Source organism: Lysinibacillus sp. GW247-5R2A, from assembly GCF_059424475.1.
The window spans coordinates 23,592-41,953 of record NZ_JBWKZL010000012.1 but is presented as its reverse complement, the minus strand read 5'-3'; the positions used below and the strand labels follow the sequence as shown (position 1 = coordinate 41,953).

General features: G+C 36.5%; 17 protein-coding genes. 8 read left to right on the top strand and 9 right to left on the bottom strand.

The genetic code is table 11. The annotated features are described in order from the left end of the window. Window positions 1–54: 54 nt before the first annotated feature. From AC07YC_RS17940 to AC07YC_RS17930, 3 genes are all read right to left on the bottom strand, one after another. Window positions 55–1,368, bottom strand: a complete 1,314-nt coding sequence (locus tag AC07YC_RS17940; protein ID WP_494920042.1) for an ABC transporter substrate-binding protein — start codon at window positions 1,366–1,368, stop codon at window positions 55–57. Next, window positions 1,365–2,384, bottom strand: coding sequence for a serine hydrolase domain-containing protein (locus AC07YC_RS17935; RefSeq protein WP_494920041.1), 1,020 nt, complete (start codon window positions 2,382–2,384; stop codon window positions 1,365–1,367). The genes AC07YC_RS17940 and AC07YC_RS17935 overlap by 4 nt, the downstream gene beginning before the upstream one ends. Before the next feature lie 154 nt (window positions 2,385–2,538). Continuing rightward, window positions 2,539–4,053 carry an MDR family MFS transporter gene (locus AC07YC_RS17930; protein ID WP_324729744.1) on the bottom strand — a complete coding sequence of 505 codons (1,515 nt, stop codon included), beginning with the start codon at window positions 4,051–4,053 and terminating at the stop codon, window positions 2,539–2,541. Window positions 4,054–4,210: 157 nt separating this feature from the next. On the opposite strand from AC07YC_RS17930, the gene AC07YC_RS17925 reads away from it, so the two are divergent. Next, window positions 4,211–5,128 carry a TetR/AcrR family transcriptional regulator gene (locus AC07YC_RS17925; protein ID WP_336636063.1) on the top strand — a complete coding sequence of 306 codons (918 nt, stop codon included), beginning with the start codon at window positions 4,211–4,213 and terminating at the stop codon, window positions 5,126–5,128. A 36-nt stretch (window positions 5,129–5,164) separates the two neighbouring features. Here AC07YC_RS17925 and AC07YC_RS17920 read toward each other — a convergent pair whose 3' ends face one another. Then, complete coding sequence (locus AC07YC_RS17920; protein ID WP_402797091.1) at window positions 5,165–6,808, bottom strand: sensor histidine kinase; 1,644 nt, start codon at window positions 6,806–6,808, stop codon at window positions 5,165–5,167. After that, on the bottom strand, window positions 6,805–7,506 hold the full coding sequence (locus tag AC07YC_RS17915; RefSeq protein WP_494920040.1) for a response regulator transcription factor: 702 nt from the start codon (window positions 7,504–7,506) through the stop codon (window positions 6,805–6,807). Before AC07YC_RS17915 ends, AC07YC_RS17920 begins: the two co-directional genes overlap by 4 nt. Before the next feature lie 103 nt (window positions 7,507–7,609). Here AC07YC_RS17915 and AC07YC_RS17910 point away from each other — a divergent pair, with 103 nt between their 5' ends. The 3 genes from AC07YC_RS17910 to AC07YC_RS17900 all read left to right on the top strand — a co-directional run bounded on the left by AC07YC_RS17910 (window position 7,610) and on the right by AC07YC_RS17900 (window position 9,933). Then, complete coding sequence (locus AC07YC_RS17910) at window positions 7,610–8,749, top strand: DUF418 domain-containing protein (protein ID WP_494920039.1); 1,140 nt, start codon at window positions 7,610–7,612, stop codon at window positions 8,747–8,749. Between the two features lie 229 nt (window positions 8,750–8,978). Further along, complete coding sequence (locus AC07YC_RS17905) at window positions 8,979–9,518, top strand: SLOG family protein (RefSeq protein WP_494920112.1); 540 nt, start codon at window positions 8,979–8,981, stop codon at window positions 9,516–9,518. Window positions 9,519–9,618: 100 nt separating this feature from the next. Then, window positions 9,619–9,933 (top strand): hypothetical protein, encoded by a 315-nt coding sequence (locus AC07YC_RS17900; protein ID WP_036222931.1) that lies wholly within the window; start codon window positions 9,619–9,621, stop codon window positions 9,931–9,933. 45 nt (window positions 9,934–9,978) lie between these two features. On the opposite strand, the gene AC07YC_RS17895 is transcribed toward AC07YC_RS17900, so the two are convergent. From AC07YC_RS17895 to AC07YC_RS17885, 3 genes are all read right to left on the bottom strand, one after another. After that, window positions 9,979–11,373, bottom strand: coding sequence for an L-cystine transporter (locus AC07YC_RS17895; protein ID WP_494920038.1), 1,395 nt, complete (start codon window positions 11,371–11,373; stop codon window positions 9,979–9,981). A gap of 291 nt (window positions 11,374–11,664) precedes the next feature. Further along, window positions 11,665–12,615, bottom strand: a complete 951-nt coding sequence (locus tag AC07YC_RS17890; RefSeq protein ID WP_494920037.1) for a GGDEF domain-containing protein — start codon at window positions 12,613–12,615, stop codon at window positions 11,665–11,667. After that, window positions 12,593–13,474 (bottom strand): EAL domain-containing protein, encoded by an 882-nt coding sequence (locus AC07YC_RS17885; RefSeq protein ID WP_494920036.1) that lies wholly within the window; start codon window positions 13,472–13,474, stop codon window positions 12,593–12,595. Before AC07YC_RS17885 ends, AC07YC_RS17890 begins: the two co-directional genes overlap by 23 nt. A gap of 326 nt (window positions 13,475–13,800) precedes the next feature. Between AC07YC_RS17885 and AC07YC_RS17880 the strand changes: the two genes are divergently transcribed. The 4 genes from AC07YC_RS17880 to AC07YC_RS17865 all read left to right on the top strand — a co-directional run bounded on the left by AC07YC_RS17880 (window position 13,801) and on the right by AC07YC_RS17865 (window position 17,696). Then, on the top strand, window positions 13,801–13,986 hold the full coding sequence (locus AC07YC_RS17880) for a hypothetical protein (protein WP_403084388.1): 186 nt from the start codon (window positions 13,801–13,803) through the stop codon (window positions 13,984–13,986). Beyond that, window positions 13,976–15,394 carry an amidase gene (locus AC07YC_RS17875; RefSeq protein WP_494920035.1) on the top strand — a complete coding sequence of 473 codons (1,419 nt, stop codon included), beginning with the start codon at window positions 13,976–13,978 and terminating at the stop codon, window positions 15,392–15,394. The genes AC07YC_RS17880 and AC07YC_RS17875 overlap by 11 nt, the downstream gene beginning before the upstream one ends. 145 nt (window positions 15,395–15,539) lie before the next feature. Then, entirely contained in the window at window positions 15,540–16,694 is a 1,155-nt protein-coding gene (locus AC07YC_RS17870) for a PucR family transcriptional regulator (RefSeq protein ID WP_336636056.1), read from the top strand. Window positions 16,695–16,799: 105 nt separating this feature from the next. Beyond that, window positions 16,800–17,696 (top strand): DMT family transporter, encoded by an 897-nt coding sequence (locus tag AC07YC_RS17865; RefSeq protein WP_008179586.1) that lies wholly within the window; start codon window positions 16,800–16,802, stop codon window positions 17,694–17,696. A gap of 56 nt (window positions 17,697–17,752) precedes the next feature. Here AC07YC_RS17865 and AC07YC_RS17860 read toward each other — a convergent pair whose 3' ends face one another. Then, a complete protein-coding gene (locus tag AC07YC_RS17860; protein ID WP_336636055.1) occupies window positions 17,753–18,325 on the bottom strand; it encodes a YitT family protein in 573 nt (190 codons plus the stop codon). Between the last annotated feature and the right edge of the window lie 37 nt (window positions 18,326–18,362).

The following is an 18,362-nucleotide window of genomic DNA, read 5'->3' as shown; positions in this document are numbered from 1 at the left end:
TGAACAGCCCCCTTTAAATTTTTGAAAAAGGAAGATTCCTTGTAGGAGCATTATTTATTTTTGAAATGGCGTATACCAAGTTTTAGCGTTTTCTTGTACTTTTGCAGCGACCTCTTCAGACGTTACCTGACCTAAATACATACCTTGTAATTCACTTTCAAGTAAACTTTTTGTTGTTGGGTCCCCACCCGTAAAATTAGTCACCCACATGTAAGGTGTCGCTTCATTTGCAGTGGATTTACTAATCTCATTTAATAGGGCATCGTCAGAGGTAATATCAGGTATAGCACTGATCATGGAGAACTCCTTGACAAACAACTCACCAAATTCCTTTGTTGTTAAAAACTCTAAAAATACTTTGGCAGCCTCTATATTTTTTGAATTTGCATTAATAGCAAATGAGCCATCCACCCAAGTCGTCACTGTTTTCTGACCCCCTTTAGATGGAATAGGAAAATACCCTAATTCTAAATCTGGATTCATTTCTAATACAACAGGAATTTCCCAGCTACCTAACGGAAACATAGCAGCGTCCTCTAATGCAAACAAAGTACGAATATCATCCATTCCTAAGCCTTCTGAATTTGCAGGAAAATACTTCTTTAAGTCATTCATTACTTGTATGGATTCTATAAACTGAGCATCTGTAAAATCCTTTTCTCCAGCAAGCACTGCTTGGTAGAAATCATTCCCTTCGTAAATCGCTGGTCCAACAATCCCATGCAGTAATGACAATAGCCACCCTTCCTTAGTACCCATTGCTATCGGTGTAATGCCCTTTTCAAGCAATTGATCATTTAATGCTATAAATTCCTCCCAAGTAGTCGGTATTTCGAGGTTATTATCCTTGAAGATTTTTTTATTATAGAAAAATTGCGTGGAGCTCAAATTGATCGGTACTCCGTATTGATTTCCATCTTCATCACGTGAAGCTAGTAATGCCTCTTCAGGAAACGAAGCTAAACCGTATAAGCCATTTATTTTCTCCACATATCCTCCTTCAGCAAGCTTTAATCCTGCTGCATAAGGTCGTAAGTGGAAAATATCTGGGCCTTCCCCAGCCTGTAGTGCTGTATTGAGAACAGTGTTGTACTCTGTATTTTTAGTCGGATTAAAGGAAATGTGTATTTCGGGATGTTGTTCATTAAATAAAGCAATGACTTTTTCATATTTGTCCACATCTTCAGTACGCCAACTTCCTATCGTGAGAGAAATCTCTTCCGTTTTCTCCCCTTCTTCCTTATCAGGTGTTGTTGAAACCGTTGTTTTCTCTTTTGAGGTACACCCCACTAAAGCTACAACGAATAATAATGGAAACAGCCATAACCATTTACTCTTTTGTTTCATATCAACTAATCCACCCTTCATCTAAGTAATTTTTCATAGATCAACGTATGAAGCTTTTCCCGAATACTTCTCATATTTGTATTTCTTCCATAATGAACTGCATTCGTCAGGAAAATAACAAAGGCCTTTTCAACAGGGTCCATCCAAATACTTGTGCCTGTAAAGCCTGTATGACCAAATGACCCCTTACTCCACCCCCTAGCAAAACAAGATGATGAGTAGTCTCCGTTCCATACTTCAAAACCAAGTCCTCTATTCCGAAATGTCTTCGTATGAGCAAGTTTTAGCCACTCATATGGAAGAACATCTTGTTGTGTAAGACCTAACCATATTTCTGCATACTTCGCTAAATCTTCCGCACATGAAAATAGACCAGCACTACCAGCCACACCTTCCAACAGCAGTGACTTTTCATCATGGACAATTCCTTGAACAAATTTTCCATCCACCATTTCTGTGGATGCCGCTAGTGCCTGTTGATGATCCGGTAATTGAAAGCGAGTATGCTTCATCCCCCAAGGCGTCAATATTTCCTGTTCAACGAATTGGCTAAGTGACCTTCCTGATACTTTTTCAATTATTTTCCCTAATAAAATCATACCTAGATCACTGTAGAGTACTTGCTCGCCTGGCTGAAACACTACTTTACTGGAAAATATCTCTGTCATGATGTCGCGTTGATGATACCTCTTCACTACTGGCATTAAGTCTGCTGGTAGCCCTGAATTATGCTGTAATAAATGTTGAATGGTTATATTGGCATACTTAAAATTCGGTAAATATGTTTGAACCTTATCGTCCACAGTCATTCGCTGTCGACTCAAGAGCAGTAAAGTAGCTGGTAGCGTTGCCACTACTTTTGTTAATGACGCTACATCGAATAATGTATGGCTCAAAATGGGTTGTTTGCTACCATCCTGCGCTGTAAAAGCCCCGTAACTACGAGACAAAATTCTTTTATGATGTTGTTGAACAATCAATACTGCACCTGGAATTTCCTTTTTCCGCACTATTTCATTTATATAGGCATCTACCAAATGAACACCCCACAATGATAACTATCCAAATTTTCTGTAAATTAGTATTATCATATAAAATAAAATGATAAAAAATTACTCCAATCTTAAAATTTTTTTTCACAAAAAAAAACTCCCCATCAAGTAATTGCTTACTTAATAGAGAGTTTCTTCACTATTTAGTTGGTTTTTTCAAATCCATTGAAGCTGCTGCGCTTTCAACCTTTACGCGTTTTAAGAAGAATGCAAGCACGACTGCAATCACTGTTATACCAGCTGCAATTAAGAATGAGTGTGTAATACCATCTAATAAAGCAGTTTGCATAATTTGATCTTGCATTTGTTGCATTTGCTCTGCGGTAGGTGCTGCACCTGCTTGTGCCGCATTTGCTTTCGCCTCGACAATTAATTCTTCAGCTTTGGCTTTTGTACGATTATTCATGAATGTAACTAAAATCGCACTACCAATTGCTCCTGATACTTGCTGTAATGTGTTGTTAATAGCTGTACCATGTGGATTCATAATTTGTGGTATTTGGTTTAAACCGTTTGTCATAATAGGCATCATTACCATCGACATACCGAACATACGAATTGTATACATCGATACGATAAATGTATAGCTTGAATCAATTTCTAATTTTGTTAAACCGAATGTAGCGATTGTTGTAATCGTTAATCCGATAATGGCCAATATACGTGGACCAAATTTATCGAAAAGCTTACCAGTAATTGGTGACATAATCCCCATTACAAGCGCTCCTGGAAGCATCATTAAGCCAGCTTCAAAAGGTTCAATACCACGAATAGATTGTACGTAAGCAGGTGTTAAAATCATCCCTGAGAACATTGCCATCGAAACAATAACAGAGATAACAGACCCTAATGCAAACATTGGATATTTATAAATACGTAATTCCAATAATGGTTGATCCATTTTTAATTGTTTAATGATGAAAATAATTAAGGCAATAAAGCCAATTGAAATTGTGCCATATACCCAAGGACTTGACCAGCCTTTATCTCCTGCTGTACTGAAGCCGTATAAAATACCGCCGAATGCAACTGTTGATAAAAGTACTGATAGGAAATCTAAGTGAACTTCACGTGTCTCCATCACGTTTCTTAGTTTCCAAACACCAAATAATAAACTAATAATCGCAAATGGAATAATCATTTGGAAAAGCATACGCCAATCATGGTGCTCAACAATATAACCTGATAATGTCGGTCCAATTGCTGGAGCCATGATCATAACTAAACCGAAGATCCCCATTGCTGCCCCACGCTTCTCTTTCGGGAAGCTAGTTAACATAACATTCATTAACAGTGGTGACATACTAGATGCTCCGGCTGCTTGCACCATTCGACCTGCTAATAGCACTTCAAAGTTAGGGGCGAAGCCTGCCATAATTGTACCAATAGTAAAGATGGACATCGCCGCAATAAATAAATGTCTATTTTTAAAGCGTGTCACAAAAAATGCTGAAGCAGGAACTAAAATACCGCTTACTAGCATATAACCTGTTGCGAGCCATTGTACTTTTGAATATGTGATCCCAAAATCTTTCATGATTGTTGGTAATGCCACATTCAACAATGTGTTGTTAAGAAAAGCAACAAAAGCACCCACAAATAATATAGCAATCATGCCATAAGGGGGCTTCTTCATTGTCTGCTCACTATTCATTTATATCCCTCAATTCTTTCTTGTGTTTTTCGATAAAACTTATTTTATACTCGTAGTCTACTTTTTTCAACAAATAAGTTTATATTTTTTATAAACGTTGATATATCAGCGTTTTTAGTGTAGAATAAGAGTATAATATTTTAAAAAAGGTGAGGTCATGAACAAAAGAAAAAGACAGATTATTACAGCTGCACGCGCACTTTTTATTGAAAAAGGATTTCTAGATACATCGATTAACGATATTATCCAGGATGCTAAAATTTCAAAGGGGACGTTTTACAATCATTTTTCTTCGAAGAACGAATGCTTAATCGCAATTTTAGATGAGGGACGTGAGGAAGCAAGTAATCGTCGCCATGAACTTATTTACGGGAAAGATCCTACAGATTTAGAAGTATTAACACAGCAAGTCGCTGTTCTCATGTACGTCAATCGTGAACATAATTTAATTCAAATTTTTGAATCGATCTTCCATTCAAGAGATAAAGAACTGAAAAAAATTATTATTAACTACCACCTACAGGAATTAGAATGGTTAGCTAATCGACTTGTTCAAGTCTTTGGTGAAGAAATTAGCCCAATAAGCTATGAATGTGCTGTGCAAACACTTGGAATGATTAACCTCACATTGCGCGCAGTTTTTATTGCTGATTATAATAAATATATCAATCGAGAAGCCATTGTACGTGTAGCATTGCGCAATATTAGCGTTATTATACCTACGATGCTTGAATCGAAAGAAATCATCGTTAGCGTTGAAATGATCAATACTATTCAAAATGTAGTGAATTATAAAACCGTTACAAAAGATATGGTCATTGATCAATTACATGGCTTTGCCAAAGGATTAACGAACAATGAAACAGTGGAAGGCTTGGAGTATGCGGAATTCTTATTAGAAGAGCTTCAACGCGAAAATCCAAAGCTCTTTATCATCGAATCACTTCTTACACCTTTCCGTAAAGCATTCGTTGGAACAGAACATGTCGCAGAGGCCCGCGATATCGCTAATAGCCTATGGCGTTATGTAAAAATTGAGCGCCCAGCTGAGCGCTGCAATAAAAATAGACAATAATAAAAGAGGTATCAAAGTAAATTTTGATACCTCTTTTTAATGACATTGAAATTTTAAAATAAATACCGTGCCGTCACAATCTGAACGTACACTTATGGTGCCATTGTGGAGATCAATGAGCTGTTTAGTAATGGCTAGTCCTAACCCTGTCCCTGCTGTATCATCTGTAGTGTTAGTTCCACGATAATAGCGTTCGAATAGGTTATCAAGCTCTTCCTGAGGAATGCCAGGGCCACGATCAGCAATAGTTAGCATCACTTCTTTACCAGTATGTTGCGCTTCCACCATTACCTTCGTGCCTACAGGTGTATATTTCTTTGCATTGGTTATTAAATTATCCATAATCCGTTTGAGTAAAAGTTCATCTGCTTGCAGCATCACATCGCCATAAACCTTTACGCTTACCTGTTCATCTGCAAATTGTGTTAACCATGTTGTCAAAGGCAGTAATACCTTATCAAGCTGTATGGCTTTATTTTTCAACTGATACGTATACGTTAAATCTTGTATAAGCGCATCCATATATGTTGCCTTTTCCTGCATCGTTTGTGCAAAAATACGCATCTCATCCTTTGTCCACTCATAATCCTCCGAGGCAAGCATTGTGGAATAGCCATAAATAGAGCTTAAAGGCGTTTTTAAATCATGCGATAAGCCTGTAATCCACTCCTCACGTAACTGCTCCGATTGCTTAATTTGCCTTTCATTTGAATCAAGCCGCTCAGATAAATGATTGAGGGACTCCTCTACAGGCTGAAACAATTTAAATTTCCGTTTCAATTTCCCTGTTTTCTTATGATGGATTTTCTTGTCACTTATATCACTGTAATCGAATTGGGTAAGTCGCTCAATGCGTGATATGACATAAACAAGTGGTCGTACAAATTGTCGCGAAATACTAATCGATAAAAAGATGACGCCTAGTAATAAAATAATATGCCCACCAAAGAAAACAGAAACAAATAAAATCATGGCCTTATTGAAGGGCTCTTCGAACGGTTTATAGGATGGATTCGGCATGCGGACAACAAATGTGGAATCATCCGCTAAGGTCGTGCTTTGCTTAAGTTCCTCATGCTCAAAAATATCGTATTTCTCCTCGACCAGCTGCGGCTTCTTCAGCTCTTCGTAACGCTTTCCTACTATGTCCGTTCGGTTCCATTCCGTATCATAAATTTCAACACTAGCTTTATGTTCCTTTAAACGCTGTAGTGTCACTTCTGAAATCGCTCCTGTGGCTAACCAATTATCAAGAGCCTCCTCAAATAGTGGCTGAACAGGAGAAATAGGTAGAAATAACAAATAATATTTTGGAAGCTCCCATGTATGCATACCCGGCTGCTTTAATGCAAAAATTTCGCTATCAGGCATTCCACATAGTTCACATCTTTCCCCTGTATAATCTACAATGGTCATCGACTGATCAAATAGGTAAAGTTGTCCTGCATTTTCCTCAGCACGCTTTACTAAATAATCGGCAATTTTAATGGATTCTCCTTTTTCGACGACAGCGTCATCCTCAATTTCAAAGGAGCTCATGACATGAATATTATCTCCTACACGATCATTAATAAAGATCGCAAAAAATACCAAGCTCATAATAAAGCCTGAAATAATTAATAAATAAAAGATGATGAAATAAGATACAAAACGAAGCGTTAATTTCCCTGCTGGCTTCATGAAGAAACATCCCCAACAAGCTTATAGCCAATACCTCTGACCGTTATAATACAGGTAGGCTTTCCAGGATTCTTTTCAATTTTTTCTCGCAGTTTTCGTATATGTACCATTACTGTATTATCATCAAACAAACAATCTCCCCATACACGCTCGTAGATTTGTTCCTTAGATAAAACTTGCCCGGCATTATCACATAAATACTTCAATAAATGAAACAAACGGCCACTAATGATTTCCCTTACTCCATCTACTGTGATTTCTGCAGCATCTATATCGAATGTAAAACGGCTACATGTAAAAAGATGATTTTCTGTGACTTGCTTTTTCTTCATATAACGCGCTAACTGTACCTTCACCCTTGCAACAAGTTCCAGTGGGTTAAATGGTTTTGTAATATAATCATCTGCACCATTCATAAAACCCCGAAGTTTATCGGCGTCACTGCTTTTAGCTGTTAAATAAAAAATAGGAGCATCGCTTTTTTCCCGAATAATATGAGCGACTTCTAATCCACTACCATCTGGCAGCATAATATCTAAAAGATAAAAATCAAATGTTTTAGCATAAATCTCGGATTTCGCTGCTTCTATCGTGTTACATATTGTAATACTTGTCATTCCTTCTTTTCTTAAAATGATATCAATCATTTCAGCAATCGCGCGTTCATCCTCTAATACTAATATGGATGCTTTCTGCATATCCTCACCTACTTTTAAGATTACTTTAAGGTAGTCATTATTTCACCATAAGCTTCCTCAACTATTCTATGTATAAGATAACCAATTAAGGAGATAAAACGCAATGACAACTAATCGTGTTACTTTCATTGATACAATGCGTGGGTTTAGTTTATTTGGCATCTTAATGGCGAATTTGCTGATATTCCAATTTGGGATGTATGGCAAAGATGAATTAAAAAATCTTTCTACCTTAGATAATGGAGCTTTATATTTTGTAAAAATTGTGATTGAAGGCTCCTTTATGCCAATCTTCACTCTTTTATTCGGCTTCTCGCTTATTAAATTAATTGAATCCATTCGAAGAAAAAAAAATAAAAGCCGCTGGTCCGTATTACGTCGGGCATCTGGTTTAATTGCCCTCGGTTTACTCCATTCCATTTTTTTATGGGAAGGCGATATTCTTTTTTCTTATGGCTGTATGACTTTATTTTTAATTCCCTTTATTAATCGTAAACCCAAAACTTTGTTTATATGGGCGGGTATTCTATTTGTCCTTACGACGGCTTTAACATACGATTCTATGGAGGCAACTAAAAAGGAGCAAAAGGAATTAGCTACTTACATTGAACAAGCAAATGATGTCTACGCTAATGGAAGCTACTTAGAAATTTTTGATTTCCGAGCAAATGCAGCAGTACCTGGAATGGAGGACCCTTCCTTCATCTTTATTGTATTAATTTTTGCACCAATGTTTTATGCTCCCTTATTCCTCTTCGGTATGGCACTCGCTAAAAAGCAAGCCTTTACGAAAATGGACGAGGAAGTAAAGTGGTATAAGCTAGGGGCACTCCTAGTTCCTATAGGACTCGCATGTAAAAGTGTAAGTTTTATAGAAAGTGATTTTTCTTCCATTTTATTGATGGGCGGATCTCAACTATTAGCACTTGGCTATGTCAGCCTTGCAGCTTTAATCTATAAAACACGCCCTGTACAACTCCTTGCTCCTGCATTCGAGAGCGTGGGAAAACTATCTTTAACCAATTATTTACTACAAACTATTATTTGTACAACTGTTTTTTACGGTTATGGTCTCGGATTATATGGCAAGTTAGGAGTCTTTGGCGGTATTTTATTTGGTATCGTTGTTTACAGCCTACAATGTGTCCTCAGCCTTGCCTTTTTAAAGAAATTTAAACGTGGCCCATTTGAAACAGTCTTACGTGTATGGACGAATTGGTCGTGGACCGGTCAGGTGAAGTAAGGCTTCTACAAACTACTATATACGAAAGGAATTATTTCATATGAATAGTGACTCCAAAGAAGACTTTACAGACTCGTGGTGGTTTTTAGGTATTTGTGCGGCTGTAGCAGTAATTTTAACACTATTGCATTTTAATCGATAATATCGGCATTCGTTTTCCTTGCCCCCCTACTGTATACTATTACTACAACCATACAGCTTAGGGGGCATTTTCTTGTTAACACGTATAATGATTACAGGCTATAAGCCACATGAACTTGGTATTTTTAATGATAAACATCCTGGGGTTAGTATCATTAAAAAGGCATTGGAAAACCGTCTGCGTCTGCTACTTGATGAAGGGCTCGAATGGGTGATTATTAGCGGCCAACAAGGTGTAGAATCTTGGAGTGCTGAAGTTGTATGGACACTAAAAAAAGAATTTCCTCATTTAAAATATGCAGTTATCACACCCTTTTTAGAACAAGAGAAAAATTGGCAGGACCATAAAAAGGAACAATATCAAACCATAATGGCCCGAGCAGATTTCGTCACAAGCATTACGAAAAAACCGTACGAAGCTCCTTGGCAATTTATTGAGAAGGATAAATTTATTATTCAAAATACAGATGGTCTATTATTAATTTATGATGAAGAAAATGAAGGCTCTCCAAAATATATCAAACGTCTGGTAGAAAAATTTATGGAGTCTCATGACTATTCACTTTTGACAATCAATGCCTATGATTTACAAATTATAGCGGAGGAAATACAGCAACAAGATTGGTAGATATTAATTGCTATAATTTTCCGACAATTATATACTAGTATTATGAATTAGGTTGTCTGTAGCTAACTTTTTGATCACAATTCGAAAGGAGCTGTCACATTTGAAGAAACAAATCGAAGTAATTTTTGAAGCTTCTCCGATAAATATTGCTCATGATACGTATCGCAGAGAGTGTAGCTATACACGTGGCATTCATATTGAAGAACAAGAATTTCTAGCCATTTTAAGGACTATGAGTAGGGATTCCCGCTTATATTTTGATTTTCATAACCCTCGTAAGGAGATTAAAAAAGGAACATATTTAAATGGACACTCCGGTTTAGCCTACAATATTTTTGAGTACTATAAAGAAAACTTTAATATTGAAATTACTGAAATAATCAATGGTAAAGATTTTTATGTAAAGATCATATAAAACAACCCCCTTTAAAGGTGAAACTTTAAAGGGGGTTGTTCTATCTTATAGCTCTGCTACTTGAGCACCTAACTCTTTATTATTATACATTTCTGTATCCAATTCTTTCGTAACACGTGCTGTTGTAACACCAGCTGTCATTGAACCACTTACATTTAAAGCTGTACGTCCCATATCAATTAAAGGCTCAACTGAGATTAATACACCTGCAAGGGCAACTGGTAAATCAAGAGCTGATAATACAAGGATCGCTGCAAATGTTGCACCACCACCAACACCTGCTACACCAAATGAGCTAACTGCCACTACTGCAATAACTGTAATAATGAACACAGGATCAAGTGGATTAATACCGACTGTAGGTGCGATCATAATTGCTAGCATGGCAGGATATACACCAGCACAGCCATTTTGACCAATTGATAAACCAAATGAACCTGAGAAGTTGGCGATACCTTCAGATACCCCAAGACGACCTGTTTGCGTTTTAATATTCATCGGTAAAGTACCCGCACTTGAACGTGAAGTAAAGGCGAATAATAATGTTTCTGCAGACTTTTTCACATACGTGATTGGGTTTAATCCGCTTAATGTCAAGATTAATAAGTGTACTAAAAATACAATTATTAAAGCTGCATAAGAGGCAATTACAAACTTACCTAAATTATAGATGGCACCGAAATCAGATGTTGCTACAGTACGAGCCATAATAGCTAAAATTCCGTACGGTGTTAGACGTAAAATAATTGTTACAACACCCATAACAAGGGCATAAATAGCATCTAGCCCTTTTTTAATTGTTGCTGCTGTTCCTTCATCTTTACGTGCTACACGTAAATAAGCAAAGCCAAGGAATGCTGAGAAAATTACGACAGCAATTGTTGAAGTTGAACGAGCTCCTGTTAAATCCAAGAATGGATTGGCTGGGAATAACTCAACAATCTGTGTTGGTAAATCTGGTGCTGCTAAGCCAGTCGTTTTTTCCTCAAGATATTGGCCACGTGCTGTCTCCGCTTCACCCTGTAAAATGTGTGTTGCATCTAAATCAAATACCGTTGCAGAAAGAATACCTACTGCTGCTGAAACAGCTGTCGTACCAATTAAAATAGCTAAAATAAGAGCAGCCATTTTCCCAAAGTTTTTGCCAATTTTCATTTTTGTAAAGGCAATGAGAATAGATATAAATACTAATGGCATTGCTACCATCTGTAATAATTTAACATACCCCGTACCTATAATATTGTACCAAGATGTTGTTTTAGCTAAAACTTCAGAATCAATACCGTAGATAAAATGAAGTCCAAGACCAAGCAAAATCCCTAAACCTAGACCCGCAAAAACACGATTCGAAAACTTGACGTGTTTTTTATTCATCACATATAAAATTCCAACGAACACAAGCAGAACTGCTACGTTAAGAATGATTTGTAAATTCGACAATGGAATGCCTCCTAAGGTGTTTTATAATAATGTAATCGAATTATATACCTATAATCCCTATAATTCAAGTATGTTTTATTAAGATTAATAATTTCATAAAATAAAAACGATTTGCCCTCATTCATTATGCCCTCGAAATGTAAAACGATCATTTTATAGAGACTTCTTTAAAATATTTTAGTCTCCCATGCTTCAATTGGTGACAACATTATCACTTTAATTGGTTAAGATCCCTGTGATTACAAAATTAATACCCAAAAAGCCTCCAACATTAACAAAAACCTACATCGTTTAATGAACGAAGTAGGTTTCTTGTTTATTAATCAAATAACAGCTGCCAGTAATTTTTTTACACTGTTTTTTCACGTGAGTCACCGCATTAGATAATTGTTCTACGGAGTCAAAATATTGAAATTCATTCGTAATAACTGCAACGGATAAAGTAGTACATGTTAATGGCTCCAGTTTTCCAATTCTATTGGCTACCTGCACATATTCAAGATCCTCTAATTCATAAAAGCTCAAAATATTAGCATCAAAATCATCAATAATTCTTTGGCAAATCGAAGCAACATCATAATAGGGCAAAATCGCTACAAAGTCATCGCCACCAATATGCCCTAAAAAATCATCTACCTCACATATATGTCTTTTAAGTATATCTGTTAAATATAGTAGGATTTTATCACCTTTATTAAAGCCATATGTGTCATTATAGGATTTAAAATGATCTAAATCGAAATATATTAAACTATATTGTGGAAGTTTTAAGGCTTCCTCGAGCTTTTCATTGATTAATTGATTACCTGGTAAACTACTTAGTGGATTCAAAAAGCTAGCAATGGCCACCTGTGTATCAACGAGCTTTAACAGAAGCTCCCTTATACTAACCATTCCATAATATACGTCATTTTTAGTGACAATCACATCATCATATAAATCCTCCGGAGGTCTAGACATTGCTTGAGTACTAACCTCAGTAATCGGTATATTCCGATCTACAATTAAAGGATTTTCTTTAATGATTAATTGATTTTGTCGTCCCATAAATAAATGATAGCCATATTGAGTACCTATTTTTTGATAGAAATGTGTACGTGTAATATGCCCAATCGGTTTTTCATCACGAACTACCACAACACTACGTAATGAAGGATTACTCGTAAAAAGTACATCTACTTCTTTATTTTTCACAAATTCATCAATACATGGAACCTTTTCAATGACTTCCCCAATCTTCATGGTCACCCACCCTTATTTTTCCCAAATGTATGTCCTTTGCGGGCTTTCCTATCGCATAACCTTGTGCATAGTGAATGCCGATCCGATGTAGATACTCAAGCTCTTCCTGTCTCTCAATTCCCTCAGCAATAATTTTAGTTTTGGCCTGCTCGGCATATTTCATTAGCCATGTAACAAGCTGCTGCTGCTCACTAATCTGATCAATCCTTTGAATTAATGAACGGTCTAGTTTAATAAATTCTGGCTTTAAATAAATAAGTGTTTTCAAGCTATTGTAGCCTGAGCCAACATCGTCTACCGCAATACGATAGCCCTGCGATCTATAATGTGATAATACACGTTCAAACTCAACAAAATCTATAACAGCACTACGCTCTGTTAATTCAAAAACTACTTGTTGTGGCTTAATGCCGAGTTCCTTTAATAATTGTAGCGTTTCCCCACTATGATATTTTTTATCTAATAATACATTCGGATGTATATTAAGAAACACTAAAAGGTTTTTATCCACCAAATCATTGTGCATACGTTCCTTGAACCGTTGTAAAGAAAGATTTCTACAAAAACATTCAAATAAAAATACACAATCTGTTTGTCCTACAAACTCATAAAACTGGTCGACACTTGTAAACAATTCCGAGGGTATTGGACGGTTTAAAGCTTCAAATCCAATTGTTTGTGCTGTCTGTAAATCCACAATAGGCTGAAAATATGTATGTAAAGAACCTTGTTGAATAATTTGCTTCAATGCTTTTAAACGTTTCATATATAACGTATTTTGTTGATGTTGCCCGTATAAATATTTTAATAAAGAAAAAACATTATTCGTTTTTATATTTTGTTCTACAGCTGACTCCATGCTTGCACCTCTTCAATTGGTTATTATGGTTCATTGTACGCTTCAAATGTAAATAGACTGTGAATCGCATGTAAAAAGAGCAAGCGCTAGCGCTAGAATTCGGGTATCCCTTTCCAAGTAGTAAGCTTTTATTCATATCTATTAAATAGTTCTAATTTCACAATATTCATTCTATTGAAAATTATTTATTTGATATAAACTATCGTTAGTGTATGATTGTAATAATAGGATTATATTGCCTATTATATTTATTTGTGATTGACGATATTGATCTTTTTGGGGAAACCTATTTAGATAATACAACCATTCAAGGGAGGATCTTGTTAATGAGCTTGTCTATTCAACAATTATTGGAGAACAAAGGAATTACACCGAAACCTGAACACCTTGAACTATTAAAAGCACGCTGGGAAGGTATGCAGTCACTTCGTAGCCATCTAGAAGGTATTGCGATTGATGACGCAGATATCGCTATACGTAGCATTCCTGGAGGTGATCACATTGACAACTGATTTACATTTAAAATCCGTTGAAGAACTGGCGCCTTTACTACAATCGAAGGCTTTATCTCCCGTGGAGCTTACAAAGGCTATTCTAGATTTTGCTGAGGAAAGCCAGCCTAAGATTAATGCCTATATGGCCTTTTATCGAGAAGAAGCCTTGTCTCAAGCAAATGAAATAGAAAAAGAGATTCTCCAAGGGCAATACAAAGGAATGTATCACGGAATTCCGATGGCCTTAAAGGATAATTTATATGTTAAAGATAAAATTACAACGATGTCCTCCAAAATTCATAAGGACTTCGTTTCTGATTATGATGCAACAGTAGTAGAGAAACTTCGTGACGCTGGTGTTATTTTCACTGGGAAATTAAGCATGCATGAATATGCTTGGGGAATTACTAATAATAACCCTCATTACGGACCCGTTCGCAACCCTTGGGATTTAGATAAGATTCCAGGTGGCTCTAGTGGTGGCTCTGGTGCCGCTGTTGCAGCAGGTGCAAGTGTCGCCTCACTAGGAACGGATACCGCAGGCTCGATTCGAATCCCTTCTTCTGCCTGTGGTATCGTTGGCTTAAAGCCTACACATGGTCGTGTAAGTAAATATGGCTGTTACCCACTTGCTTGGAGCTTAGACCATATCGGTCCCATGACAAAGACAGTAAAGGATGCAGCAGGCTTGCTGGAAGTCATTTCAGGTTTTGATTATCGAGACCCTACTTGCATAGACGTACCTACTGACAATTATGTGCAGCAATTATCAGGTAATAGGAAGGATTTAGTCATTGGCATTAATGAAGAATACTTCTTTAAAGACGTAGATGCTGACATAGAAAAGGCTGTTCGAGCGAGCATTCAAAGTTTAGTAGATCAAGGTGCTAAAGTGGAAGTAGTGCGAATTCCATCCTTACAATATGCAGAATGGGCAGAGCTTGTAACATCCCTTTCAGAGGCAGCAGCTATACACCATTCTGATTTACAAAAGAGACCTCAAGATTTCGGAGACGATATCCGGTTATTATTTGAGCTAGGGGAGCTACCTTCTGCAGTTGATTACTTACAGGCACAGCAAGTACGTCGTCAAATTAAGCAGGAGTTTAACGAAATTTTTAATCAAGCAGATGTGCTTATTACCCCTACTCTACCTGTGGTGGCAAATACCATTGGTGATGATTTCGCTGAGCTAAATGGCAAAAAAGTAGATTTAATTGATAATATTATTCGTTTTACAGGCCCAAGTAATTTAACAGGCTTACCTGCCCTTTCAGTCCCTTGCGGCTTTAAAGGAAATTTACCAATAGGTCTTCAAATTATTGGTCCTGCCTTTAAAGAAGGTCGCATTTTAAATGTTGGGTATGCTATCGAACAAACAAACCCATTAAAAAATAGAAAGCCTAATATTTTTTCTACTATTTAATCGATAAATAATGTTGAAAAATCTGCTCACTAGGAGCAGATTTTTTCATTGTATGTATAATCTTTTCAAACTAATGGTTTTTTATTGAGACGTACTTTTATAATAGAAGATAATAGCTTACTACTAGAAAGGCAATGATCCATTCATGAATGTAGAGAACTTTTTACAATTACCCATTACAAAAGAATTTACCGTTGTTGCTGGTCACAGCGGTTTGCATAAAGCTGTTCACAACGTGGAAATACTCGACTTCGAATTCTCCCCAGATATACATCATGTGCGAGATACAATATTCACGCCTAACAGTGTTGTGTTAAGTAGCTTATTATTTGCTAAGCAAAAGCCTGAGTATTTATTAAATGCTGTCAAAAGCTTGATCGAGCTTGGAGCAAGTGCCTTAGCCTATAAGCCTGTTATTTATAAAGACTTACCTGAAGAGGTTTTAGCTTATGCGGAAGAACGTAATTTTCCTATCCTTCGATTTGGTGGAGATGAGTTTTTTGAAAAAATCATTTTAGAAACGATGGCTTATGCTAAAACACAGGATTACTCGTTCTTTTTAGAAACAATTGTACGAAGATTAATGGAGGAGGATCTTCCAGAGGAGCAGCTGAAGTCGATTTTACAGCAAATCGATAGACCCTTTGACAAGTATGTATTTGTCGCTAGTCTACGGGGAAGGGGTTTAAGTGATTGGCAACAGAACTTTTTATCCATGGAGCCTTTATTAAAATCTGGTTTAATTTGTTCCTATAAGCAAAGTCTTTTTATAATTATCACGCATCCTTCTCAGCAGTTTCAGGCAGAGAGGTTTATACATGAATGGCTAACATTAAGTGCTATCCCTACCGAAGCATTCACCTTTGGCTATAGCAATTGTTACGACACACAAACAGGCATCTCTACTGCTTTACGAGAAGCCTTTTTTGCTAGTGTTTTTGCTGAAATTGATAAGGCACCAAGCTGCCATTATAAGTCCCTTGCATCAGATCGTTTATTAATAGAGCTGTATCGTAAAAATCCTACATTTGCCATGGATTATGTTACTTCCTTTTTAGCGCCTTTACTCGATGATAAGGCAGATCCAGATTTATTGGAAACGGCCAAAACCTATATTACAAAAAAAGGAAACATTAAAGAAGTAGCTGTTGACCATTATTGTCATCCTAATACCGTACGCTATCGCATGGCTAAAATCCGTCAGTTAGTAGTTCCTGTAGATAATGACTATGTATTTTATGAGCGTCTAGCTGCAGCCGTTAAATTGTACTTATTACATAGCAAATTGAGTGATGAATAATCGCTTTGGAATAAGTACAAAAAAACGCCTGAATATTTAGAAATAAAATCAAATTATTTTCTTCTCTCTTATGCTATCCTAATTGAAGTTAGGAGGAAGAATTTCATGAAAACTTACATAGCGGATGGCATGCTACTCGTTACAGCCATTGTTTGGGGCAGTGGGTTTGTTATAACAGCCATTGCCTTAGAATATTTAACGGCTTATCAAGTTATGGCTGGTAGATTTTTATTAGCTTCAATTATATTAACTGTTTTATTTGGTTCCCGATTAAAAAAAGCGTCAAAATCGGTCATATGGAAAGGTGCTTTATTAGGTACCATATTGTATATAGCATTTGCCCTTCAAACGGTTGGACTTCAATATACAACACCATCGAAAAATGCCTTTTTAACCGCAGTTAATGTCGTTATTGTTCCGTTAATCGCCTATGCGGTTTATAAGCGTCGTATTGATGGGTATGAAATTATTGGGTCCTTAATAGCCATTATTGGAATTGGCTTTTTATCGTTACAAGGTTCATTGACAATGAATATTGGTGATGCCCTTTCGTTAGCTTGTGCTGTTGCTTTTGCCTTTGATATATTTTGTACAAATCTTTTTGTTCAAAAGGAAGATGCCATTGCACTAACTATCATTCAATTTCTTACCGCTTCCTTTATAGGTATTCTTGTGGTCATTAGCCAAGGAGAAATCCCTACGTCACTAGAAAAAGAAGCTATTTATTCGATTATTTACTTAGGAATTTTTTCAACAACAATTGCTTACCTTTTTCAAAATGTGGCGAATCAATATACAACTGCTACAAAGGCTGCGATTATTCTATCAACGGAATCTTTTTTCGGCATGATCTTATCGGTTATCTTCCTGCACGAAATTTTAACGAGCCGTATGGTTGTAGGAGCTGTTCTTATATTACTCGCCATACTAATTGCAGAGGTCAAACCAGCACATCCTAAAAAGAAGCTTATGAAAACACTCGACAATCAAACGCCAAAATAGTTTCAGTCTCTTACTGAAGCTATTTTTTATGCGACACGCTTAGGAGTATACGAATGTTATGAAGCACGACTCGTAATGATGCTCGTCGTTATGCCTACTACTAGAACCGTAATAATAGACAATAAAAAAGTAGTGGAGGATAACAGGAAGCCGCCCACAACAATAACGATAGAATCAATGAAAAATATTAATATCCCTACATTAATACTCGTTTTATCACTAATAAATTGCGCAATGAGGTCTGTCCCCCCTGTGCTTGTCTGAAAACGAAGCATTAAGCCGATTCCGAAGCCTACCAGAATCCCCCCAAGTATAGCACTATAAAGAGCATCTATATGAACGAGATTTCTGACTGGCTTTAACAAGTCTATAGTCAAGGAAGAGGCAATTAAACCATGAATACTATTGTAAAAATAAGCTCTATATTTAAACCAGGCAATAATAAAAATAGGAATACTAATGATAATAATCATTAGACCAATCTTTAGCTTATATAAATAATGTAAAATCAGCGCTAATCCTACTACTCCCCCATCTAATATTTCATAGGGCGTTAAGAATAAGTTAATTCCTAACGACAAAGAAATACTCCCTACTATAATGACAAGGCTTTTTGTCAAAAAATACATATAACCCCCCTCCGTAACTGAGCATGTCTTATAGTAT

Excerpts from the sequence above, each read along its gene's own strand:
- AC07YC_RS17940 (WP_494920042.1), bottom strand. The coding sequence starts at position 1,368 with ATGAAGGGTGGATTAGTTGATATGAAACAAAAGAGTAAATGGTTATGG.
- AC07YC_RS17930 (WP_324729744.1), bottom strand. The coding sequence starts at position 4,053 with ATGAATAGTGAGCAGACAATGAAGAAGCCCCCTTATGGCATGATTGCT.
- AC07YC_RS17925 (WP_336636063.1), top strand. The coding sequence starts at position 4,211 with ATGAACAAAAGAAAAAGACAGATTATTACAGCTGCACGCGCACTTTTT.
- AC07YC_RS17920 (WP_402797091.1), bottom strand. The coding sequence starts at position 6,808 with ATGAAGCCAGCAGGGAAATTAACGCTTCGTTTTGTATCTTATTTCATC.
- AC07YC_RS17915 (WP_494920040.1), bottom strand. The coding sequence starts at position 7,506 with ATGCAGAAAGCATCCATATTAGTATTAGAGGATGAACGCGCGATTGCT.
- AC07YC_RS17910 (WP_494920039.1), top strand. The coding sequence starts at position 7,610 with ATGACAACTAATCGTGTTACTTTCATTGATACAATGCGTGGGTTTAGT.
- AC07YC_RS17905 (WP_494920112.1), top strand. The coding sequence starts at position 8,979 with ATGATTACAGGCTATAAGCCACATGAACTTGGTATTTTTAATGATAAA.
- AC07YC_RS17890 (WP_494920037.1), bottom strand. The coding sequence starts at position 12,615 with ATGAAGATTGGGGAAGTCATTGAAAAGGTTCCATGTATTGATGAATTT.
- AC07YC_RS17885 (WP_494920036.1), bottom strand. The coding sequence starts at position 13,474 with ATGGAGTCAGCTGTAGAACAAAATATAAAAACGAATAATGTTTTTTCT.
- AC07YC_RS17880 (WP_403084388.1), top strand. The coding sequence starts at position 13,801 with ATGAGCTTGTCTATTCAACAATTATTGGAGAACAAAGGAATTACACCG.
- AC07YC_RS17870 (WP_336636056.1), top strand. The coding sequence starts at position 15,540 with ATGAATGTAGAGAACTTTTTACAATTACCCATTACAAAAGAATTTACC.
- AC07YC_RS17865 (WP_008179586.1), top strand. The coding sequence starts at position 16,800 with ATGAAAACTTACATAGCGGATGGCATGCTACTCGTTACAGCCATTGTT.
- AC07YC_RS17860 (WP_336636055.1), bottom strand. The coding sequence starts at position 18,325 with ATGTATTTTTTGACAAAAAGCCTTGTCATTATAGTAGGGAGTATTTCT.